24 protein-coding genes and 1 riboswitch are annotated in these 21,673 nt (G+C 53.9%); of the genes, 23 read left to right on the top strand and 1 reads right to left on the bottom strand.

Going from position 1 to position 21,673, the window contains the following annotated elements; all coding sequences use genetic code 11:
• Positions 1–68: 68 nt before the first annotated feature.
• From xerD to sigF, 10 genes are all read left to right on the top strand, one after another.
• Entirely contained in the window at positions 69–965 is an 897-nt protein-coding gene (gene xerD / locus EJQ19_RS10515; RefSeq protein ID WP_126141173.1) for a site-specific tyrosine recombinase XerD, read from the top strand.
• 116 nt (positions 966–1,081) lie between these two features.
• The gene (gene deoB, locus EJQ19_RS10510; protein WP_126141172.1) at positions 1,082–2,257 is read left to right on the top strand and encodes a phosphopentomutase; all 1,176 of its coding nucleotides are present in this window, start codon (positions 1,082–1,084) and stop codon (positions 2,255–2,257) included.
• Between the two features lie 50 nt (positions 2,258–2,307).
• Complete coding sequence (locus EJQ19_RS10505; protein WP_126141171.1) at positions 2,308–3,138, top strand: purine-nucleoside phosphorylase; 831 nt, start codon at positions 2,308–2,310, stop codon at positions 3,136–3,138.
• Between the two features lie 18 nt (positions 3,139–3,156).
• Entirely contained in the window at positions 3,157–4,017 is an 861-nt protein-coding gene (locus EJQ19_RS10500; RefSeq protein WP_126141170.1) for a purine-nucleoside phosphorylase, read from the top strand.
• Positions 4,018–4,188: 171 nt separating this feature from the next.
• Entirely contained in the window at positions 4,189–4,572 is a 384-nt protein-coding gene (locus EJQ19_RS10495; protein ID WP_126141169.1) for a cupredoxin domain-containing protein, read from the top strand.
• Positions 4,573–4,660: 88 nt separating this feature from the next.
• Positions 4,661–5,962 carry a pyrimidine-nucleoside phosphorylase gene (locus EJQ19_RS10490; protein WP_126141168.1) on the top strand — a complete coding sequence of 434 codons (1,302 nt, stop codon included), beginning with the start codon at positions 4,661–4,663 and terminating at the stop codon, positions 5,960–5,962.
• Positions 5,963–6,109: 147 nt separating this feature from the next.
• Positions 6,110–7,285 (top strand): D-alanyl-D-alanine carboxypeptidase family protein, encoded by a 1,176-nt coding sequence (locus EJQ19_RS10485; protein WP_126141167.1) that lies wholly within the window; start codon positions 6,110–6,112, stop codon positions 7,283–7,285.
• 120 nt (positions 7,286–7,405) lie between these two features.
• The gene (gene spoIIAA / locus EJQ19_RS10480; protein ID WP_126141166.1) at positions 7,406–7,759 is read left to right on the top strand and encodes an anti-sigma F factor antagonist; all 354 of its coding nucleotides are present in this window, start codon (positions 7,406–7,408) and stop codon (positions 7,757–7,759) included.
• Positions 7,756–8,202, top strand: coding sequence for an anti-sigma F factor (spoIIAB, locus tag EJQ19_RS10475; protein ID WP_126141165.1), 447 nt, complete (start codon positions 7,756–7,758; stop codon positions 8,200–8,202). The genes spoIIAA and spoIIAB overlap by 4 nt, the downstream gene beginning before the upstream one ends.
• An 11-nt stretch (positions 8,203–8,213) precedes the next feature.
• Positions 8,214–8,969 carry an RNA polymerase sporulation sigma factor SigF gene (sigF, locus tag EJQ19_RS10470; protein ID WP_126141164.1) on the top strand — a complete coding sequence of 252 codons (756 nt, stop codon included), beginning with the start codon at positions 8,214–8,216 and terminating at the stop codon, positions 8,967–8,969.
• A gap of 140 nt (positions 8,970–9,109) precedes the next feature.
• Here sigF and EJQ19_RS10465 read toward each other — a convergent pair whose 3' ends face one another.
• A complete protein-coding gene (locus tag EJQ19_RS10465) occupies positions 9,110–9,316 on the bottom strand; it encodes a DUF378 domain-containing protein (protein WP_126141163.1) in 207 nt (68 codons plus the stop codon).
• A gap of 203 nt (positions 9,317–9,519) precedes the next feature.
• On the opposite strand from EJQ19_RS10465, the gene EJQ19_RS10460 reads away from it, so the two are divergent.
• The 13 genes from EJQ19_RS10460 (at position 9,520) to EJQ19_RS10400 (ending at position 21,648) form a co-directional block, all read left to right on the top strand.
• Complete coding sequence (locus tag EJQ19_RS10460; RefSeq protein WP_126141294.1) at positions 9,520–10,152, top strand: stage V sporulation protein AA; 633 nt, start codon at positions 9,520–9,522, stop codon at positions 10,150–10,152.
• Positions 10,153–10,223: 71 nt separating this feature from the next.
• The gene (locus EJQ19_RS10455) at positions 10,224–10,571 is read left to right on the top strand and encodes a stage V sporulation protein AB (RefSeq protein WP_126141293.1); all 348 of its coding nucleotides are present in this window, start codon (positions 10,224–10,226) and stop codon (positions 10,569–10,571) included.
• Positions 10,572–10,596: 25 nt separating this feature from the next.
• A complete protein-coding gene (locus EJQ19_RS10450; protein WP_126141162.1) occupies positions 10,597–12,213 on the top strand; it encodes a spore germination protein in 1,617 nt (538 codons plus the stop codon).
• Positions 12,214–12,375: 162 nt separating this feature from the next.
• Complete coding sequence (gene lysA, locus EJQ19_RS10445; protein ID WP_126141161.1) at positions 12,376–13,707, top strand: diaminopimelate decarboxylase; 1,332 nt, start codon at positions 12,376–12,378, stop codon at positions 13,705–13,707.
• Between the two features lie 644 nt (positions 13,708–14,351).
• Complete coding sequence (locus EJQ19_RS10440; RefSeq protein ID WP_126141160.1) at positions 14,352–14,783, top strand: peptidylprolyl isomerase; 432 nt, start codon at positions 14,352–14,354, stop codon at positions 14,781–14,783.
• Positions 14,784–14,966: 183 nt separating this feature from the next.
• Positions 14,967–15,145: riboswitch (FMN riboswitch) on the top strand.
• 226 nt (positions 15,146–15,371) lie between these two features.
• Positions 15,372–16,508, top strand: a complete 1,137-nt coding sequence (gene ribD / locus EJQ19_RS10435) for a bifunctional diaminohydroxyphosphoribosylaminopyrimidine deaminase/5-amino-6-(5-phosphoribosylamino)uracil reductase RibD (protein ID WP_126141159.1) — start codon at positions 15,372–15,374, stop codon at positions 16,506–16,508.
• Positions 16,489–17,163, top strand: coding sequence for a riboflavin synthase (ribE, locus tag EJQ19_RS10430; RefSeq protein WP_126141158.1), 675 nt, complete (start codon positions 16,489–16,491; stop codon positions 17,161–17,163). The genes ribD and ribE overlap by 20 nt, the downstream gene beginning before the upstream one ends.
• A 59-nt stretch (positions 17,164–17,222) precedes the next feature.
• Positions 17,223–18,452 (top strand): bifunctional 3,4-dihydroxy-2-butanone-4-phosphate synthase/GTP cyclohydrolase II, encoded by a 1,230-nt coding sequence (locus EJQ19_RS10425; RefSeq protein WP_126141157.1) that lies wholly within the window; start codon positions 17,223–17,225, stop codon positions 18,450–18,452.
• A gap of 42 nt (positions 18,453–18,494) precedes the next feature.
• A complete protein-coding gene (gene ribH, locus EJQ19_RS10420; protein WP_126141156.1) occupies positions 18,495–18,965 on the top strand; it encodes a 6,7-dimethyl-8-ribityllumazine synthase in 471 nt (156 codons plus the stop codon).
• A complete protein-coding gene (locus tag EJQ19_RS10415) occupies positions 18,965–19,606 on the top strand; it encodes a M50 family metallopeptidase (protein ID WP_206438398.1) in 642 nt (213 codons plus the stop codon). Before ribH ends, EJQ19_RS10415 begins: the two co-directional genes overlap by 1 nt.
• Positions 19,607–19,622: 16 nt before the next feature.
• Positions 19,623–20,417 carry a segregation and condensation protein A gene (locus tag EJQ19_RS10410; RefSeq protein ID WP_126141154.1) on the top strand — a complete coding sequence of 265 codons (795 nt, stop codon included), beginning with the start codon at positions 19,623–19,625 and terminating at the stop codon, positions 20,415–20,417.
• The gene (scpB, locus tag EJQ19_RS10405; protein ID WP_126141292.1) at positions 20,386–21,009 is read left to right on the top strand and encodes an SMC-Scp complex subunit ScpB; all 624 of its coding nucleotides are present in this window, start codon (positions 20,386–20,388) and stop codon (positions 21,007–21,009) included. Before EJQ19_RS10410 ends, scpB begins: the two co-directional genes overlap by 32 nt.
• A 111-nt stretch (positions 21,010–21,120) precedes the next feature.
• The gene (locus tag EJQ19_RS10400; protein WP_206438397.1) at positions 21,121–21,648 is read left to right on the top strand and encodes a DUF2953 domain-containing protein; all 528 of its coding nucleotides are present in this window, start codon (positions 21,121–21,123) and stop codon (positions 21,646–21,648) included.
• Positions 21,649–21,673: the final 25 nt, after the last annotated feature.

Genomic DNA, 21,673 nt, shown 5'->3' with positions numbered 1-21,673 from the left:
TTGCGTGCTCGTGGAATGCTAGTAAGGTAGGCAGGAATTGCTAGCTAGCATGAAGGAGTTTAGACGGCATGACGGAGGAACTGAACGCTTTCGTTCATTATTTGACGACAGAGAAGAGATTGTCCCCGAGTACGCTGGAATCGTACGAACGGGACATTGTGCAATTTAAACAGTATTTGAATGAGCAGGGCGTAGCTGGCTGGCGAGCCGTGGGCAAAGCGCAGTTGACCGGTTATATTGGCGGCTTGCGAAAAGCCGGCAGAGCAGCGGCGACGCTCTCCCGGGTCCGCGTGTCGTTGCGTGCGTTCTATCAATTTCTTGTGCGCGAGCGTTTGGCGGATATCGATCCTACGGTGTTTATCGAAGCGCCAAAGCCGGACAAGCGGGCCCCTGCCGTGCTTCCTATTGCCGATATGGAGCGGCTGTTGGCGGCGCCGTCGGACGAGCATGCAGCAGGCCTCAGGGACCGAGCGATGCTGGAGCTGCTCTACGCGACCGGTATTCGGGTAACCGAGCTCGTCTCGCTCGATGTGGACGACCTGTACCTGCCGCTCGGCTTCGTCCGCTGCACGGGCAAGGGAGAGAAGGAGCGGATGATCCCGCTCAGCCCGATCGCCATTCGAGTTCTTCGCGCCTATCTGGACGAGGGACGGCCGAAGCTGACGAAGGGAGAGCGCAGTGTGCAGGCGCTTTTCCCAGGGCACTTGGGCACGCGCATGACGCGGCAGGGGTTCTGGAAAATTGTGAAGCAGTACGCCCAGCAGCTTCAGCTCACGCAGGAGATCACGCCGCATACGCTCCGGCATTCGTTTGCCGCGCACCTGATCGAGAACGGCGCGGATTTGCGAAGCGTGCAGGAAATGCTCGGCCATGCCGACATTTCGTCAACGCAACGCTATCTGCAAATGTCGAAGCAGAAAATGAAGGACGTCTATACAAACGCTCATCCGAGAGCGCATTTATAGTCCCCAGCAGCGGCGCTTCCTACGGAAGGCTGCTGTTTTGCATTCAGGGGGCGGAAATGCGATAATGTAGAGTGCTGCTACACTTATACGATTCGGTAAGATTTGGAGGAAAGCATATGCGTTTTGAACGAATCAGTCTCATCGTTTTAGATAGTGTGGGCATTGGCGAACTGCCGGACGCCGGGGAATTTGGCGATGTCGGCGCCCACACGCTTGGACATATCGCCGAGCGGGTGAACGGCTTCGCACTGCCGAATCTGGCGAAGATGGGGCTCGGCAACATTGCTCCGCTGCAAGGCGTGCCGCAGACGGATACACCGGAAGCTTACTTTGGCAAAATGGCGGAGGTGTCCGTCGGCAAGGACACGATGACCGGCCACTGGGAGCTGATGGGCCTCAAAATGACCACGCCGTTCAACGTGTTTCCGAACGGGTTTCCGGAGGCGCTTATCACGCAGTTCGAGCAGGAGACCGGCCGCAAGGTGCTTGGCAACAAGCCGGCATCCGGAACGGAGATTCTGGATGAGCTCGGCGAGGAGCAAATGAAGACCGGCAGCTGGATCGTGTACACGTCCGCGGACAGCGTGTTTCAGTTGGCGGCTCATGAGGACGTCATTCCGCTCGAAGAGCTGTACAAGGCTTGCGAAATCGCCAGAAGGCTGACAATGCAGGACGAATTCTCCGTCGGGCGGGTCATCGCACGGCCTTATGTCGGCAAGCCCGGCGCGTTCAAGCGGACGCCGAACCGGCATGACTATGCGGTGAAGCCGCCGGAGCCAACGGTGATGAATCACTTGAAAGATGCCGGCCTGGATGTCATTGCGATCGGTAAAATCAACGACATCTTCGATGGCGAGGGCGTAACGAAGTCCTATACGACGAAAAGTAATATGGACGGCATTCAGCGCACGATTGAAGTGATAGCCTCCCCGTTCAAAGGGCTCGCGTTTACGAATCTCGTTGATTTCGATTCGCTTTATGGCCATCGCCGCGATCCGGAGGGTTACGGTCAAGCTTTGATCGAATTCGATAACGCCGTGCCACAGCTAAAGGCGGGCATCGGTCCGAACGATTTGCTGATTTTTACCGCTGATCACGGCAATGATCCGATTCATCCGGGTACCGACCATACGCGAGAGTATGTGCCGATTCTGATTTACAGTCCAAGCCTGGGTGAGCCGGCTTCGCTAGGCATTCGCGCGACATTTGCGGATTTGGGCGCGACGATCGCCGACAATTTCATCGTGACGTATACGGGACATGGTGAAAGCTTTTTGCATGTATTAAAGTAGCCCCCGAATCGCGGGAGGCGCAATTTACATATTGAGGAGGAACCACGACGATGACAACCCCATCATCTTTGATCGCGCAAATTCAAGAAGCGGCGGATTTTATTTCCCGAGAAACAAAAATCACTCCGCAAATCGGACTAATTCTTGGTTCGGGCCTCGGCGTACTGGCTGATTTGATCCAGCAGCCGATCGTTATTGACTACGCCCGCATCCCGCATTTCCCGGTGTCTACCGTTGAAGGACATGCCGGCGAGCTTGTAGTCGGCGAGATCGAAGGCAAGCAGGTCATTATCATGAAAGGCCGCTTTCACGCCTATGAAGGCTACGGCCCTGAGACGGTTTCGTTCCCTGTGCGCGTCATGAAGGCGCTCGGCGTTCAGACGCTGATCGTAACCAATGCGGCAGGCGGCATCAACGAATCGTATCAAGTCGGCGATCTGATGGTCATTGCGGATCATTTGAATCTGACGTTTAAAAATCCGCTCATCGGCCCGAACGATCCGGCACTCGGCGTGCGCTTCCCGGATATGTCGGAAGCGTACAGCAAGCGTCTGCGCAAATTGGCGCATGATGTGGCGGCTTCGCAGGATTTTAAATTGCAAGAGGGAGTGTATGTCGGCTTGCTCGGGCCGAACTACGAGACGCCGGCCGAAATTCGCATGTTCCGTACGCTTGGCGGCGACGCCGTCGGCATGTCGACCGTGCCGGAAGTGATCGTTGCGCGCCATGCCGGCATTGAAGTGCTGGGCTTCTCCTGCATTTCCAATATGGCCTCGGGCATACTCGACCAACCGCTGTCCCATGCGGAAGTGATGGAGACGACGGAGCGGGTGAAGCCGAAGTTCCTGAAGCTCGTACTCGGTATTATCAGTGCGTTATAGAAAAGGAGTTCAACAATCATGGCACCAACTTACATAGAACAAATTCAAGAAGCGGCGCAGTTTATCCAATCGAAACTGGGCGGTGTTAAACCGGCGATCGGGCTCGTGCTCGGTTCCGGTCTCGGCGACATGGCCGAGCAGGTGGAACATCCGATTGCCATTGATTACAACGAGGTGCCGCATTTCCCGGTATCGACTGTGGAAGGCCATGCGGGCCGTTTCGTTGCGGGTACGCTCGAAGGCAAATCGGTCATCGTGATGCAGGGCCGTTTTCATTTTTACGAAGGGTACGACATGCAAAAGGTGGTATTCCCCGTCTACGTCATGAGAGCGATCGGCGTGCAGACGGTCGTGATGACGAACGCCGCCGGCGGGATGAACCGTTCTTTTCAAGCGGGGGATCTGATGGTGATCAGCGACCACTTGAATATGACGGGCGCCAACCCGCTGATCGGGCCGAACCACAATGAGCTCGGCGTACGGTTCCCGGACATGTCCGAGGCGTATGACAAGTTCTACCGCAAGCTGGCGCATGAACTGGCTGCTTCGGTCGTGGGCGAAGACGGCGTGCCGCTCAAACTGCAGGAAGGCGTCTACGCGGGCATTACCGGGCCGACGTATTGCACGCCGGCCGAACTGACGATGCTCGCGCGCATCGGCGGTGACGCCATCGGCATGTCGACGGTCGGTGAAGTGATCGCCGCGCGTCATGCAGGCCTCAAGGTGCTCGGCATCTCCTGCATCACCGACATGGCGATTGGCGAAGAACTCGAGCCATTAACGCACGAGCAGGTCGTTGCGGTTGCAAATCGCACGAAACCGAAGTTTATTGCGCTTGTCAAAGCCTTCGTACGGGAAGTACCGCTCACTTCTTCCTAAAATCGGACAAGCGAATCCGTGTATATTCGTCAAGATTAGGCAACCCTATAGCCAGTGAGGTTTCACAATTCTGTCACAAAACAGTCAACATTTTGCCACGAACTGGCTATGGGATTCTACGCGGATGTTAGGTAGAATAGATGAAGTGAACAACCTATGAGGGGGATAAGCATGCAAAAGTGGATTTTCTTCGTACTATTTATACTTGCGGGCGTGTTAGGGCTTGGGGTCCTCTTTCAAGATATTTCCGAACGCCAAGAGGCACAGGAAGCAGAGGCTGCAGCTAGCAAATTGCCACAACTCAAGATTGTAGCATCGAACTGGCAATTTGATAATGCGAATTACACAGTGAAATCCGGAGAAACAACCAAGGTTTCCTTGTCACTGAAAGAAGGCGTCCATGCAGTTGAAATTAAAGGTCTGGACATCCACTTGGACAAAGAGAATCCTTCCAAAGAAGTAAAATTCGATAAACCGGGTACATATGAAATCGAGTGCGTGCTTCCATGCGGCGAAGGTCACGCGACGATGAAAACAAAGCTGGTCGTACAATAAGAGAAATTAAAGGGGGGGCTCCTGCAGCTCCCTTTTTTCTTTTTCGCAGGTTATAATACAAGGGTCAGTTATAGAAGGAGGAATCGACATGCGGATGGTGGATGTCATACATAAAAAGCGCGAAGGCGAAGCGCTTACCCAGGAAGAAATCGCGTTTGTGATCCAGGAATATACTCACGGCGGCGCGCCGGATTATCAGATGTCGGCGTTCCTGATGGCGACCTTTTTAAATGGTATGACAAATGAAGAGATTTCATATTTGACGTCGGCGATGGTGGAATCCGGGGATCGAGTGGATTTGTCGGCTATTGAAGGAGTCAAGGTCGATAAGCATTCTACCGGGGGCGTCGGAGATAAAATATCGCTGATCGTCGGGCCGGTTGTGGCCTCGCTTGGCATTCCCGTGGCGAAAATGTCCGGCCGCGGCCTTGGCCACACAGGCGGCACGGTCGATAAGCTGGAGTCGATTCCCGGATTCCAGATCGAGCTGTCGAGCGAAGCCTTTATTCAGGCGGTCAATACGAACAAAATTGCTATCGTCGGGCAGAGCGGCAACCTCGCTCCGGCGGACAAAAAAATGTACGCACTGCGCGACGTCACCGCAACCGTGGATTCGATTCCGCTGATCGCGAGTTCCATCATGAGCAAGAAAATCGCCTCTGGCGCAGACGCCATCGTGCTTGACGTAAAGATCGGTTCGGGCGCGTTCATGAAGACGGTCGAGGATGCGCGGGTGCTTGCGCGGACGATGGTGGACATCGGCAACCGATTGAATCGGAAGACGATTGCGATGATTACGGACATGGAGCAGCCGCTCGGCCGTGAAATCGGCAATGCGAATGAAATTCGCGAGGCTTTGGAGGTGCTGCGCGGCACCGGCGATGCGGAGCTGACGGAAGTCGCGGTCGCGGTCGCCGCCTATATGATCATGCTGGGCACCGGCGACACGGACTATGAAGCGGCTCGGAATAAGGTGAAGGACGTCATTCTCAGCGGTCAAGCTGTGGAGGCGTTCCGGCGATTCGTCGCGAGCCAGGGCGGCGATGCACGGGTGGTCGATCACCCGGAGCTGCTGCCGACGGCGCGCTATAGCTTCGAAGTGGCTGCGGTTGAGACCGGCTACGTTTCTCGTATTAATGCCGAGCAGATCGGTATTGCCGCTATGCTTCTTGGCGCGGGGCGTGCCAAGAAGGAAGACAGTATCGATTACGCGGTCGGGCTGACGCTGAATAAGAAGATCGGCGACAAGGTCGCGCCAGGTGAGTCGATCTGCACCATTCATGCGAATCGGGAGGATGTGCGGGAAGTCGAGGCGATGATTCGAGGCGCCTATGCAATCGCGGAGGCGAAGCCGGCTCCGCTGCAATTGATTTATGATGTGATTGTTTAGCCAGAGCAGAAGCCTTCCGGGAAACCGGAAGGTTTTTTGCATGTTTTGGAATATTTTGCAGGAAAATCGTCCAAACTGAATAGCAGTCATTCTTGATGCAACTGCCAAAACTAACATGTGATACATCTCAGGAGGGGTACAATTGCTATGCGTAAAAAAGGGCTGTTAAGTTTCATTTGTTTCCAATTGTGTGCGATGCTGGTGCTGCCGTCTGTCTTCGCTGCGGAAAGTAAGCCGCAACCTGTCGATTTGACGCCGAACGCCCAATCCGCCGTGCTCATGGATGCGGATACGGGGACGGTCATCGCCGAGAAAAACAAGGATGTCAAGCTGCCGCCGGCCAGCATCACGAAAATTATGACGATGCTGCTCATCATGGAAGCGATCGACAAAGGCTCGCTCAAAATGGACGAGAAAGTGTCAGTCAGCGAGTATGCAGCTTCTATGGGAGGCTCGCAAATCTTCCTGGAGCCTGGCGAGCAGATGACCGTACAAGAGATGCTCAAAGGCATTGCGATGGCTTCCGGCAACGATGCGTCGGTTGCGATGGCGGAGAAAATCGCAGGTTCGGAAGAAAATTTTGTCAGCATGATGAACGAACGCGCGCAACAGCTCGGCATGAAAAATACGCATTTCTCCAATTGCAACGGCTTGCCGGTGGCGAATCACTATACAACGGCGAATGACATCGCCATTATGTCGCGGGAGCTGCTCAAGCATGAAGGTATTACGAGCTTTACAGGCGCGTATCAGGACTATTTGCGCAAAGACTCGCCGAAGCCGTTCTGGCTGGTCAATACGAACAAGCTCGTACGCTTCTACAGCGGCGCAGACGGCCTCAAAACCGGCTACACGAGCGAAGCCAAGTTCTGCCTGTCCGCCACAGCCAAACGCGACAATCTGCGCGTTATCGCCGTGGTGCTCGGCGAGCCGAACACGAAAACACGGAATGCAGAAGTCACGAAGCTTTTTGATTATGCGTTTGCGCAATATATGAACTACCCGATCTTTAAAACCGGCGATCAGCTCGGCGAATTTATGATCAATAAAGGCGAGGTTTCCTCCTTGCCGCTCACTGCGAAGCAAAATTACAGCATGTTGATGAAAAAAGGCACCGATACTGCGAATATCCGACATGAGCTGGTGCTGGATACGTCTATCAAAGCGCCGGTTCGCACAGGTCAGCCGATTGGTAAAATCGTTGTCTACAACGGCGACGCCGTCATTGCGGAATACCCGCTGGAATCGCCGGCCGACGTGGCCAAAGCGTCCTGGTGGAAGCTCTTCAAACGGACGACGTCTTCACTCTTCCATACTGACTGACGGCGAAATCTCGCGTATTTTACCTACTTTTAGCGCTTTTCTTCTAGTTTTGTCGGGGGGCAGGAAATGTCTCCCCGACTGTAGAAACCTATGTTCATGACTGTGAAGGGAGTGGACTGGTTGAGCCTGCAAATTGAATTCGAGCAAGGCCGAAGAGCGCTAATTGTTAGATTAAGAGGCGAGTTGGATCATCACACGGCGGAAAGTGTGAAAGCGCGGATGGAGGAAGCGATTGCCAAAGAGCAGACGCAGCACGTCATCCTCAGTTTGAAAGATCTTTCCTTCATGGACAGCTCAGGTCTCGGCGTGATTCTAGGCCGTTATAAGCAAATTACGAGCAAAGGCGGTAAAATGGTCGTCTGTGACGTTTCTCCGGCCGTCTATCGATTGTTTGAGCTTTCCGGCATGTTCAAAATTGTCGCGATTCATGAAAATGAACGTAATGCAATGTCCAGTCTGGAGGTTGCGCTATGAGCGAACGTAATTTTATGCAACTTCAGTTTGCCGCTCGTTCGGAGAATGAAGCCTTTGCGCGTGTGGCTGTCGCTGCTTTTATTTCCCAGCTTGACCCGACTCTGGATGAATTGACGGATATCAAGACGGTCATTTCGGAAGCCGTGACGAATGCGATCATTCACGGTTATGATAGTAAGCCGGATGGCATTGTGACGATTTCGGCCGAGATCGAGGGGGATTTGGTTCGCTTGACGATCGAGGACAAGGGTGCGGGCATTGCGGATTTGGAGCAGGCAAAAGAGCCGCTGTACACGTCGAAGCCGGAGCTGGAGCGCTCGGGCATGGGCTTTACGATCATGGAAAATTTCATGGACGAAGTGGATATTGTGACGGCTGTTGGCATCGGAACGAAAATAAACATGTTGAAGCGAATTGAATCTAAAAAAGCTTTATACAATTAGGAGTAGGATCTATGGATGTTGATCTGAAGCATGCTTCTCATAGTTATTTAGACGATTCGGAAGTCAAACGGCTCATCGCGCTCAGCCAATCCGGAGATGGACTCGCCAGAGAAACACTTGTCAGCTGCAATATCCGATTGGTGTGGTCCGTGGTTCAGAGGTTTTTGAACCGGGGATACGAAGCCGAAGACTTGTTCCAAATCGGTTGTATTGGGCTGCTAAAGTCCGTGGATAAATTCGATTTATCCTACGATGTGAAGTTTTCGACATATGCGGTTCCGATGATTATCGGTGAAATCCAACGCTTTCTGCGGGATGACGGCACCTTGAAGGTGAGCCGCTCGCTGAAGGAATTGGCGAATAAGATTCGGAAAACGAAAGACGAGCTTTCGAAGAGGCTTGGCAGGCTTCCGACGATTAAGGAAGTCGCTGAAGAACTGATGATTACCGCGGAGGAGGTTGTCTTCGCGCAAGAGGCGAATAAACCGCTTTCGTCTATTCATGAGACGGTGTTTGAGAATGACGGGGATCCGATTACGTTGATGGATCAAATTTCAGACGAGACCGGCGAGAAATGGTTTGAGAAGCTGGCGCTAAACGAAGCCATCGGTACACTATCCGAACGGGAACGCTTGATTGTCTATCTGCGCTATTTCCGGGATCAGACCCAATCGGAGGTTGCGAGCAGGTTAGGCATCTCCCAAGTGCAGGTTTCGCGTCTGGAGAAGAAAATTTTGCAGTCGATCAAAGATCAAATCGCTCAATAATACGTATATGCGAACAAGCCGTGCTCCGCAAGGAGGACGGTTTTTCGTTGTTTACTCGGTAGGGAGAATAAGTCCGCAGCCGCTTGTTGCCCGGTGTGGCGGGGTGAAGCGGCTTGTCAGCCTACACAAACTGCTTGATCTTAGCGGGCGTAGCGGTTTGTGGAATAAAATCTGATGCACACCAAGCCGCAAAGACCGACGAGCGTATACACCACGCGGCTGAGCCAGGAGGATTCCCGGTGCGAATCGCCGCCGAAGATCGCTGAAACGAGGTCCCATTCAAACAATCCGACGAGAAGCCAGTTCAGCGCGCCGATAATGACGAGCGTCAACGCGAATTTTGCCATGTTATCACCTTCTTTATTTGGATGAAGTTGGCGGTGCTCAACGTTACTATGCCAAGAGCGAAAGCGGATTATGCATGGAGAATTTACCACCGGGGAAATTGTTTATGCCAAGGAAACATTTTGCATACTACGATCATAGCTGGATGATTTCCATTGAGGCGGCCGACGGTCGTTCCGGGCTTCCTGAAAGGAGTTGTGAAGCGATGGTGTTTCCGACAAGCAAAGTGATGTACATTCGCCTTCAGCGGAAGGCTTGCGTGCGCAAAGGCCAAGTCGTCAAGCTGGGGCAGATTGCCCAATTGATCGTGGACCCGGTGTATGAAAAGGATCTGCATGAACTGATTATTCACCAGCCGCAGCAGGAGGACGGCAATCGCGTACTGCTCGACATGATGCTGATTATCGGTAAAATTAGAGAGCGATTCCCCGACCTGCAAATTGAGCATTATGGAGAGCCGCATGTGCTGCTGGAAATTACGACGGATAATCGAAAGGCGAATCCGCTGCTAATTGCGTTGGTATGGCTGCTGCTGTTTATCGGTTCTGGCCTTACCATTATGAATTTCCACGCGGATGTGTCCATGCTGGACGTGCATCAACGTATCTATGAGCTTATGACAGGTAAGAAAGTCGAGCATCCGCTTATACTGCAAATCCCGTATTCGCTCGGCATCGGCGTGGGGATGGTCCTCTTTTTCAACCATTTGTTTAAAAAGAAATTTAATGAAGAGCCGAGTCCGCTGGAAGTGGAAATGTTCATGTACCAGGAAAGCGTCAACCATTACGTCATTACCGAAGAGTACAGCAAAATTCATGAAAAAGGTGACAATCAGTGATTGCGGCCGTAGGGGAAGCCTGCTTGATCGCATTCATCGGTTTGGCGGGCGGCATTTCTATCGGGAGCGGGATGGTGGCTTTTCTCGTCGTACTGGACATTATCCCCAGGCTTGCGCAGCTCACCCGATCTTTCACCAGCATTCATCTGTACGAAGGCGCAGTTGTGCTCGGCTCCTTACTGTTTACCTGGGTCGATTTCAGCGATGCGCATTTTCATTTGTTTCCACTTGGCTCGGCGTTCGTAGGGTTGTTTGCCGGCTGTTTCGTTGGCATGCTGGCGGCGGCACTGACAGAGATTATCAATGTTCTTCCGATTCTCGCCAAGCGGGTGGGGTTGGATTCGTATCGCATCGTACTGCTGATGGCGATGATTTTTGGCAAAGTGTTCGGTTCGTTATTTGAATGGTTGTTCTACTAATTGCATTAACGAGGGAGGCGAGAAGATGAAATTTATTTTGAAACCGGCGCCCGAAGGCGGAGCTGATGAGAAGAAGGCTGGCGAGGGGCAGGCGCAGCAGGACAAGCTCGCCATCGACGCCGAAGGCAACTTGTCTCCGTACAATCCGATAACACAGGTGACGGAGAAGGAGAAGGCGCTGAAAGAACAGGAGCACATCCCGCAGAACCTGTACGACGTGCAGCGTGTGCTCGAGGAGCGCGTCGGGCTGAATCGCAGCTTTGATCTGGTGATGCGGGAGATGGTGTTCGGCGGCAAGCGTGTCGGTATTTTCTATTGTAACGGCTTTGTGAAAGATACCGTGTTGACGGATATTATTACCCGGTTATCGTATGCCGGCGAAGAGGCGGTTGAACATCACACGTTGGAGGCGTTCTTTGCTGAACTGATTCCGCACGTTCAGGTCAAGAAGTATGCGAAAATGTCCGAGATCGTCGGCCAGGTGCTGATGGGCGGCTCCGGATTCTTTATCGAAGGCGAATCTGAAGCGATTGCCGTCGATGCCAAAACATATCCGGTTCGCTCGATCGGCGAGCCGGATTTGGAGCGCGTCGTGCGGGGCTCGCGCGATGGTTTTGCCGAAACGCTGCTACAGAACGTGACGCTTGTCCGGCGGCGCATTCGCGATGAACGGCTCAAGCTGGAAATTTCGCAGATCGGGAAACGAACCAAGACGGACATCTGCGTCGCATACATCAGCGATATCGCCAACAGCGAACTAGTGCAGGAAATCAAGGATCGCATGAAACAGGTGCAGATTGACGGACTTCCGCTGGGTGAGAAGCAGTTGGAGGAAGCCATTGTGAATAAAGGGTGGAACCCGTATCCGATGGTGCGGTATTCGGAGCGGCCGGACGTCGTCTCCGCGCATTTGCTGGAGGGCCACGTCTGCGTATTCGTGGATACGTCGCCTTCGGTCATGATTTTGCCGACGACGTTTTTCCACCATGTTCAGCATGCGGAGGAGTATCGTCAAACGCCATTTATCGGGACGTATTTGCGGTGGGTACGGTTTGCCGGCATCCTGATGTCGATCTTCCTGCTGCCGCTCTGGTATTTGATCGTGGCGCATCCGGAATTGAAGCCGGCAGGCCTAGAGTTTTTGGGACCGCAAAAAGAAGGACACCTGCCCTTGCTGACGCAGTTCCTGCTTGCCGATATCGGAATCGACCTGATGCGGATGGCCGCCGTTCATACCCCTTCGCCGCTTGCTACAGCGATGGGACTCGTCGCTGCCATTCTGGTCGGGGACATCGCGGTGAAGACCGGATTATTCATTAATGAAGTCATCCTGTATCTCGCATTGGCTTCGATCGGGATGTTCGCAACGCCGAGCTATGAGCTGGGGTTAGCGAACCGGATTATCCGGCTTGGCCTGCTCGTTACCGTCGCCATATTTGGCGTGCCGGGCATGGTAATCGGCAGCACGATTTGGCTGATTTTCCTGGCGAGTCGTAAATCGTACGGAGCTCCCTATATGTGGCCCTTCCTGCCGTTCAACGCCAAAAGCTTTTTCTCCATCATCATGCGCAAACCGGTACTTGCATCCAAAACGAGGCTCAGCATCACGAAACCGATCGACGGAACAAGGCAGCCGGAATAAGCGCTGTTCCGGGGCTGGTAGACGCCAGCCCTTTTTGTATGTGAAGGTCCGTACATGTATTGTCAAAACGTCGTCCCCTATGATACTTTAAATAGAAATGCATGTATCCAATCAGGCGAATGACGGCATGACAATGGGTAAGCGAGAGGGGAACATCCAGCAATGTACTTACATGGAACCAGTAAAATCAACGATCAAGGCCACCTCGAGATCGGCGGTGTCGATACACTCGAGCTCGTCGCAGAGTATGGCACGCCGCTGTACGTATTCGACGAGGCGCTCGTTCGCCAGCGCTGCCGCGAATTTGTGGAAGCGTTTCGGGCGTCCGGTCTGAAATTCCAAGTTGCGTATGCCAGCAAAGCCTTCTGCGTCATGGCGATGTGCCGGATCGTCGAAGATGAAGGTATGTCTCTGGACGTCGTCTCGGACGGCGAATTATACACAGCGCTGCAAGCGGGTTTTCCGGCGGAGCGCATCCATTTTCACGGCAACAACAAGACGATCTCGGAGATGGAGATGGCGATCGATGCGAAGATCGGCTGCTTCGTCGTGGACAATTTCACGGAGCTGGAGCTGCTGAACGTGATTGCCGGCGAGAAGCGTCAAAAGGTCAACATTTTGCTGCGGATTACGCCTGGTGTTGAGGCGCATACGCATGAATATATCTCCACGGGGCAGACGGATTCCAAGTTCGGCTTCGATCTGGGCAACGGCTCGGCGTACAAAGCGATTCAGCAGGCTTCCGCGTTGCCGAATCTTGATCTGCTCGGCATCCACTCGCACATTGGCTCGCAAATTTTCGAGGTCGAAGGCTTCGCGATGGCAGCAGAGAAAATGGCGTCGTTCGCGGTGCAAGTGCGCGACGAGCTAGATGTGACGTTCCGCGTCATCAACTTGGGCGGCGGCTTTGGCATCCGCTACGTATCCGAGGATACGCCGCTGCCGGTTGCGGTCTACGTCAAGGCGATTACGGACGCGATCAAATCGAACTTCGGACAGAATGATTATCCGCTGCCGGAAATTTGGGTCGAGCCGGGCCGCAGCATCGTCGGCGATGCCGGCACGACGCTCTACACCGTCGGCTCCGCTAAAGACATTCCGGGCGTCCGCAAATACGTCGCGGTCGACGGCGGCATGACCGACAATCCACGCCCTGCGCTGTATGAGGCGGTCTATGAAGCTGGGCTCGCGAACCGCGCTGCCGAAGCGCCGGAAGAGGTCGTCTCCATCGCGGGCAAATGCTGTGAGAGCGGCGACATGCTCATTTGGGACGTGAACCTGCCGAAGGTGAAGGCTGGCGATATTTTGGCCGTGTCCTGCACGGGCGCATATAACTATGCGATGGCGAGCAACTATAACCGGATTCGCAGACCGGGCGTCGTGTTTGTCAAAGACGGCGAGAGCGACCTCGTCGTCCAACGCGAATCGTTCGAGCAAATCGTCGGCAACGATGTGATCCCGAACCGGATGAAGCAAGTGTCGAAGACGTGCTAACATAAAGAGGAGCGCCCCTGAAGCCGCGTTGTGGCGAAGGGGTGTTTTTTTATAGAAGGGCGCGGGGCGGACACGGGACCAAGCTAGGAGGCGTGGCAATGTGCCCGAGTGAGGTGAAGGAGCGCGCAGGGTGCAGCGTGAGGCCATGGGGGAGCGTGCAGGGGGCAGCGTGAGACCATGGAGAGCGTGCACGGGGCAGCGTGAGACCATGGGGAGCATGCAGGGTGCGAGTGCCGCACGTAGGGAGTGCCTGGGGAAGCGCAGGGGGAGCCACCGCCACCGCCGCCGCCATGTCGCAGCCAGTTTTTCCCCGACAGCCAGAATAACGGAACTACACGCAACTATTTCGATGTTTTTCACAATATTCTGCCGGGAAGCGGAACGAGGAGCCCTTATTCGGCCTTTTAGCCGTCCATTTTGCTTAAAATAGCCCAAATAAGGGCCTCTCGCTCCCCAAATGAAACAAATTCGTCGGATTTTTGAAAATAGCGTCATTACGTTCCGCTTCTCTACTTTTTCTCAAACAGCAGAAGCTCTCCGTTCTCGTATCCTCACTTTCTTCTTTCGTAGGCGTCTCCCCAAGTTTGTGTATTGGCGGCATTTTTAGTAGAATAAGATATTATTTCCTAAAGGAGTGACAACACATGGCAAAACAAGCAAAAATCACACTTGAAAACGGCGGCGAGGTCCTGATCGACCTGTTCGACCAAGATGCGCCTAACACGGTTGCAAACTTTGAGAAACTGGCAAACTCCGGCTTCTATAACGGACTTGTTTTCCATCGCGTCATCCCTGGCTTCGTAGCACAAGGCGGCTGTCCGTCCGGGACAGGTACTGGCGGTCCTGGCTACCAAATCAACTGCGAAATCAACCCGAACAAGCACGAGCGCGGTACACTTGCAATGGCACACGCCGGCCGCAACACAGGCGGAAGCCAATTCTACATCTGCTACCAGCCGCAGCCTCACCTGGACGGTCAACACACCGTATTCGGCAAAGTGGCAAAAGGCATGGAGCACGTCGACGCATTCAAAGGCAGAGACAAAATGGCGAAAGTCGAAGTTGTGGAAGCATAAGCTGCATTCAAGAGCTGCCTGGACACTGGTGTTCGGGCAGTTTTTTTGTCGTATAGAGGAACGTATATTCTTCGAGGTGGCCAGGTGGATGAAAAAAGGCCTTGCATTTTCGAGACGTGAGTGTTAAATTTTTCAGTAATAAAGAAATGTACAGTTCAAACTGTCGATTTCTTTACCAGTATGCAAAACCTTCGGGGCGTGGTGAAATTCCACACCGGCGGTGATTCGGCCTATGCCACCTGGCAGGGTACGATCAGTCCGTGACCCGTTGTGAAGCTAGCGGTACCTGACAACAGCTTCGCTACGGCTGACCCAGTGCAACTCTGGGACCGACAGTATAGTCTGGATGGGAGAAGGAAGATGCGAATGGTTGATTCGCTTTGCATGCTTGTTCATTTTTTCACATTCACCTGAAATTCGGCAGACCTGTCTATTTAGGCATGTCCACCGGTCTTGTTTGAGATGTTTAAAAATGCAGCAGGCATGATGGCTGAAGCTTATTCGTGTATTCTAACAACTCTGGCCCCCGTCCGGTATTCGGAATGGGGGTCTTTTTGCATGTATTGCAGAGAAGGAACGGTGATCACCATGGACGTGTTGAATGATGAAGCTTACATGCGACTCGCGCTGCAGCTCGCGCAAAGCGCGCTCGGCCAAACCGGCATCAACCCGGTCGTCGGCTGTGTGCTGGTCAACGACGGCCGCATCGTGGGCATGGGAGCGCATCTGAAGCGCGGACAGGGCCACGCGGAGGTGCTTGCGCTGCAGATGGCGGGCGAAGAAGCGCGGGGCAGCACAGCCTATGTCACACTTGAGCCGTGCAGCCATCACGGCAAGACGCCGCCGTGTAGCAACCGGCTGATCGAAGCCGGCGTGCGCCGCGTCGTCGTGGCGGCGACGGACCCGAACCCGCTCGTCGCGGGCAGCGGGATTGCGCGCTTGCGCGAGCACGGCGTGGATGTCACGACCGGGCTGCTCGCCGAGGAATCCGAACGCCTGAACGAGGCGTTCGTGAAGTACATCGTCACGCGGCTGCCGTTCGTGACGATGAAAACCGCGAGCACGCTGGACGGCCGGATCGCCGCCAAGACCGGCGACAGCAAGTGGATCACGTCACCGGCGTCGCGCGCCTTTGTGCATACCCTGCGCCATCGGCACCAGGGGATCATGGTCGGCGTTGACACCGTCATCGCCGACGACCCGCAGCTGAGCGCGCGCGGCGACGTACCGGCTGTGCAGCCGGTACGGATCGTCGCGGACTCGCAGCTGCGCATCCCGCCGGGCGCCCGCGTGCTCTCGGAGCAGGATCGTCAACCGACGATCCTGCTCGCGAGCGAACAGGCGCCCGCAGAGCGGCGAGCCGCGCTCGAAGCGCGCGGCGTCACGGTGCTCACCTGCGGCGACGGGCCGCAGGTGGACCTCAGGCTCGCCATGCGGCAGCTCGGCGAGCGCGAGATCGGCTCCATCCTCCTCGAGGGTGGAGGCCGGCTCAACGGCGCGATGCTGGAGCAGCGCCTGATCGACAAGATGGTGCTGATGTTTGCGCCGAAAATTATCGGCGGCGGACCGGCAGCACCGGTGAACATCGATTTCGCCGGCTTCGCGAAGATGGCGGACGCCATCGAGCTGGATCGGCTGAAGGTTGAGCAGTTCGGACCGGATGTATGCCTAACAGGCTATCCGATGTACAAGGAGGAGGTGCCGCATGTTCACGGGCATCATTGAAGAAATCGGCCAGATGCGCCGCATTCATAGCGCAGGGCAGGCGATGGTGCTGACCATCGCGGCCAAGAAAGTGCTCGAAGACGTGCATCTCGGCGACAGCATCGCCGTCAACGGCGTTTGCTTGACGGTCATCGCCTACGACAAGGAGTCGTTCGCGGTGGACGTGATGCCGGAAACGTACCGCAAAACGAACTTGCGCTCGCTGCAAACCGGGGCGCGCGTCAATCTGGAGCGGGCGATGGCGGCGAACGGCCGTTTCGGCGGTCATATCGTGCAGGGGCATGTCGATACGACAGCCATGATCACGTCCCGCGTCCCCGAGGAAAATGCGGTCGTCTACCGGTTCGAACCGGCCAAAGCCGCGATTTTCCGCTATATCATACCGGGTGGATCCATTACGATCGATGGCATTTCCTTGACGGTTGTCGACGTGACCGACCAGGATGTGGCGGTCTCTATCATTCCGCATACGCTGGCACAGACTGTGCTGCAAGATAAAAAACCGGGAGACTCGGTTAACATTGAATGCGATGTCCTGGGCAAATATATGGAGAGACTGCTGAAGTTCGGTTCAGCGGGGCCCGAAGCAGCGAGCGGCAAGCGGCAGGGCGGCGGACTAACATCTTCTTTTCTGGCAGACAACGGCTTCTTGTAAGCCCTCAATCAGGCAAATGAACTTTCGCGTGTGGTTAACGCGCAGATGAGGTGGATACCATGGAACAAACCTATACGTTTAATACGATTGACGAAGCACTGGCGGCACTGTCCGAAGGCAAAGTGATTATCGTCGTCGATGATGAGGATCGCGAGAATGAAGGCGATTTTATCGCGCTGGCCGACAAAACGACGCCGGACGTTATCAATTTTATGATTAAAGTTGGCCGCGGGCTGGTCTGCGCTCCCATTACCGAGGAACGTGCGCAGGAGCTGGATCTGCCTCCGATGGTGGTGCGGAACACGGATTACCACGGGACTGCGTTTACCGTATCTGTCGACCACGTGACGACAAGCACGGGCATTTCCGCACACGAGCGGGCCAAAACGGTGCTCAGCCTGATCGACCCTGCAACAAAGGCGCAGGATTACCGCAGACCGGGTCATATTTTTCCACTGATTGCGAAAAAAGGCGGCGTCCTGCGCAGAGCTGGACATACGGAAGCAGCGGTTGATCTAGCCGTGCTCTGCGGCTCCTATCCGGCCGGCGTCATTTGTGAAGTCATCAAAGAGGACGGCACCATGGCTCGCGTGCCTGACTTAATGGACATTGCCTCGAAGCACGGGCTGTGCATCATTACGATTCAGGATTTGATCCACTACCGCAACCAGCGGGAGAAGCTCGTACAGCGGGAAGTAGAGATTCAGCTTCCGACCGATTTTGGCACGTTCCGGGCGATTGCCTATACGAATCAGCTTGATAACAAAGAGCATGTCGCTTTGGTCAAAGGAGACATTGATCCCTCCAAGCCGACACTCGTGCGCGTGCATTCGGAATGTCTGACTGGCGATATTTTCCATTCTCACCGTTGTGATTGCGGTCCGCAGCTCGAAGCGGCGTTAAAACAGATTGATGAAGAGGGCAATGGTGTATTATTATATATGCGTCAGGAAGGCCGCGGCATCGGATTAATCAATAAATTGAAGGCGTATGCCCTGCAGGAGCAGGGATTGGATACCGTGGAAGCGAATATTAAGCTTGGGTTTGCTCCGGATCTTCGGGATTACGGCATCGGCGCGCAAATTTTGAAAGATCTCGGAATTACCCAGCTTCGTTTGTTAACGAACAATCCGCGCAAAATCAAAGGCCTTGAAGGCTACGGTCTGGAAGTAGCGGAACGGGTGCCGATCCAAATGGAAAGCAAGAAGCACAACCTGAACTATCTCAAAACGAAAAAGCAAAAGCTGGGCCACATGCTGACTTTCATCGATTCTGGCAGCGGCATCTAAACCATAGAAGATTTTTTTAACCGGAAAAGGAGACGAACGAACATGGCAACGATTTTTGAAGGACATTTAGTATCGCAGAATTTAAAATATGGGATCGTCGTAGGCCGGTTTAACGAGTTTATTACATCCAGGCTGCTCGGCGGCGCGCAGGACGCTTTGAAGCGCCACGGCGTGCAAGAAGACGAAATCGACATCGCCTGGGTACCGGGCGCATTCGAAATCCCGCTGATCGCGCAAAAAATGGCGGAAAGCGGCAAATATGACGCTGTCATTACGCTTGGAGCCGTCATTCGGGGGTCAACGCCTCATTTTGACTACGTGTGCGGCGAAGTTGCCAAAGGCGTGGCAGCGATCAATTTGAAAACCGGTGTGCCGACGATTTTCGGTGTATTGACGACGGATTCCATTGAACAAGCTGTTGAGCGTGCAGGCACGAAAGCGGGCAACAAAGGCTGGGAAGCTGCGGCAACCGCGATTGAAATGGCGAATTTGTCGAAACAATTCCAGTCCTAATGTTATTGTATTTCCATCTCGAAACCTTGCTGCCCCGGCTGTGTGCCTTTCTTGTGGCGATGGCGCTGCATGACGCCGCACATCTAGGGGCCGCATGGCTTCTTGGGAATCGCGCTTTCAAGCGCGGCATGGCAGCCGCTATCAATCCCTTGGGGCGTCTTGACACTCTGGGGCTTGCGATGACGCTGTTCGGTCCTTACGGTTGGTCCAAGCCTCTGCCGATTGAGGCGAGCCAATTTCTCCGTTGGCCAAGGCTGGCGAACACACTTGTCTATGCGGCCGGTCCGCTTATGAATGTGTTTCTTGGCATCGTCTTTTGGTGGCTGAATTTTACGCTTCCCGAAACGTTCGGCGCCAGGATGGAAACGCTGGACGTGGAAATGTGGCGCGTCTACTTGCAGTACGCCGTTATTGTCAATGTGATGCTCGGTCTTATCCATTTCTTGCCGTTGTACCCGCTCGATGGCTGGGCGATTTGGAAAGGCTTTTTGTCTCCAGGCAAACAGCGTAAACTGGCGCAGTACGAGCGGCATGCGCTTGTGCTTGTGCTGTTTCTCATGATTACCCCGGTTGGACAATGGCTGCTAAGCCATGGCTATCCGTATGTTGCACAGGTCATTATGTACCTTTATTCACTTTGACAAGGGGTAGAACGACATGAAAGTTACGTATAAGCTGGAAGCATTTGAAGGGCCCCTTGATCTCTTGCTTCATCTTATTGATAAGAACGAACTCGATATTTATAACATTCCGATTAAAGAGATTACCGAGCAGTACATGGACTACGTTCAAGCGATGCAGGAACTTGAGCTGGAAGTGGCGAGTGAGTTTCTCGTGATGGCCGCGACGCTTTTGTCGATCAAGAGCAAGATGCTGCTGCCGAAGCCGCCTGTCATTGAATTTGATGAAGATTTTTACGATATGGATGACGACTATGACCCGCGTGCAGAGCTTGTAGCCAAGCTGATTGAGTACCGGAAATATAAATCGATTGCGGATATGCTTCGGGAGAAGGAAGTGGAACGCAGTCTCGTTTTCACGCGTGAACCGGAGGATTTGACGCCGTTCATGCAGGTTTTGCAGGAAAATCCCGTCGAGGGGCTGGATGTTGCGGATTTGCTCTATGCCTTTCGCCGCACACTGCGCAAGCTGGTGAACCGCAATGTGGTGACCCGGATTCGCAGAGACGAGATTTCCGTTAAGGATCGGATTAAAGAAGTCGTCGGCCTGTTGAAAGAACGCGGCGGAAAGCTGCTGTTTTCCAAGCTGTTCGACTATGAAATGACACGCGAGGAAATCGTCGTGACGTTTTTGGCGATACTTGAGCTAATGAAAATGAAAGTGATTATGTGCCATCAGCATCGGTTGTTTGATGATATTGTCATTCAAGCGAAAGAGGAGGTTGCAGGGAACATTGACACTGAGTATACAACAGATGAAATCGATTATTGAAGGCCTGCTCTTCGCGGCGGGCGATGAAGGCTTGGATGCCAAACAGCTCGCGGAAGTGATGGAGATCGACGCCTATATCGTGAAGGATCTGCTCAAAGATATGCGGACGGATTGGAAACGCAAAGGTCGCGGCATCAAAATCGTGGAGGTTGCAGGCAGCTATCAGCTCACGACGCTGGCCGAACATGCGCCTTATTTTGAGCGGCTCGCGTATACGCCTGCCCGTTCTACACTGTCCCAGGCTGCGCTTGAAACGCTGTCCATTGTAGCGTACAAGCAGCCAATAACGCGCGTGGAAATCGAAGAGATCCGCGGGGTCAAATGCGACCGTGCGCTCGCCACGCTGGTCAGCAAAGATCTGATCGAAGAAGTCGGCCGGGCAGATGCGGTGGGAAGACCGATCTTGTACGGAACATCCAAGCAGTTTTTAGAATATTTCGGATTGAACTCGATTCAGGAATTGCCGGATTCGGCGAATTTCCAGGGCGACTTCGATTTGGAAGAAGAGACGCGCATGCTGTTTGATCGGATGAACGATCAGAAGCAGCTAACGATGGAAGATTTGAACGAACTGGAGAGCGACGAAGTATAATGCGGCACTTCCAGTCATGCATCTCATTTCCTATTGCAGGCTATACTAACTCCATGGATGAGAATGGTTTCTCATAATGGAGTTTTTTAATTTAGGGAGGAGATTGTGGCTTTGCTGTGGGTTGGAATCGTCTGTATCGTTGTCGCGGCCGCAATAGTACTGGCTTTACTCAGCTGGATCCGCGGGGAATTTTATTTTTCAAGAGTGAAGGATAACGATACGCTGTCTATTGAGGTACGCGCTTTGTTCGGGCTGGTGCGCTACCGTTTTGTCATCCCGATTATTCAATTTCGAGGTTTTACGCGCGGCATCTTCTTTCAAGCCGAGACGGTGAACGAAGCAAAGGTGGACTTGAAAGACAAGCGGAAGGACCATATCACAAAGGATAAAATTATCGAGTTCTACAAGGAAGCGAAGGATTTATTGGTGCACACGCTGAATTGGCACAGTTGGCTGAAGCAAACCCTCGCGCGATTGGAGTGCACAAGACTTCGTTGGGTAACGCAAGTAGGGCTCGGGGATGCGCCGGAAACGGCGATTACGACGGGGGCGGTATGGGGGATCAAATCTTCACTAATTGGCTTTGGCGCTCGCTATGTGCAGATGACGGCCAAACCGATGGTCAACGTCGTGCCCTAATATAACCAGAAGCAATTCGCTACGG

The sequence above is a fragment of the Paenibacillus whitsoniae genome (assembly GCF_003955665.1).
Classification (GTDB): Bacteria; Bacillota; Bacilli; order Paenibacillales; family NBRC-103111; genus Paenibacillus_E; species Paenibacillus_E whitsoniae.
This window is presented reverse-complemented; position numbering and strand designations above follow the sequence as displayed.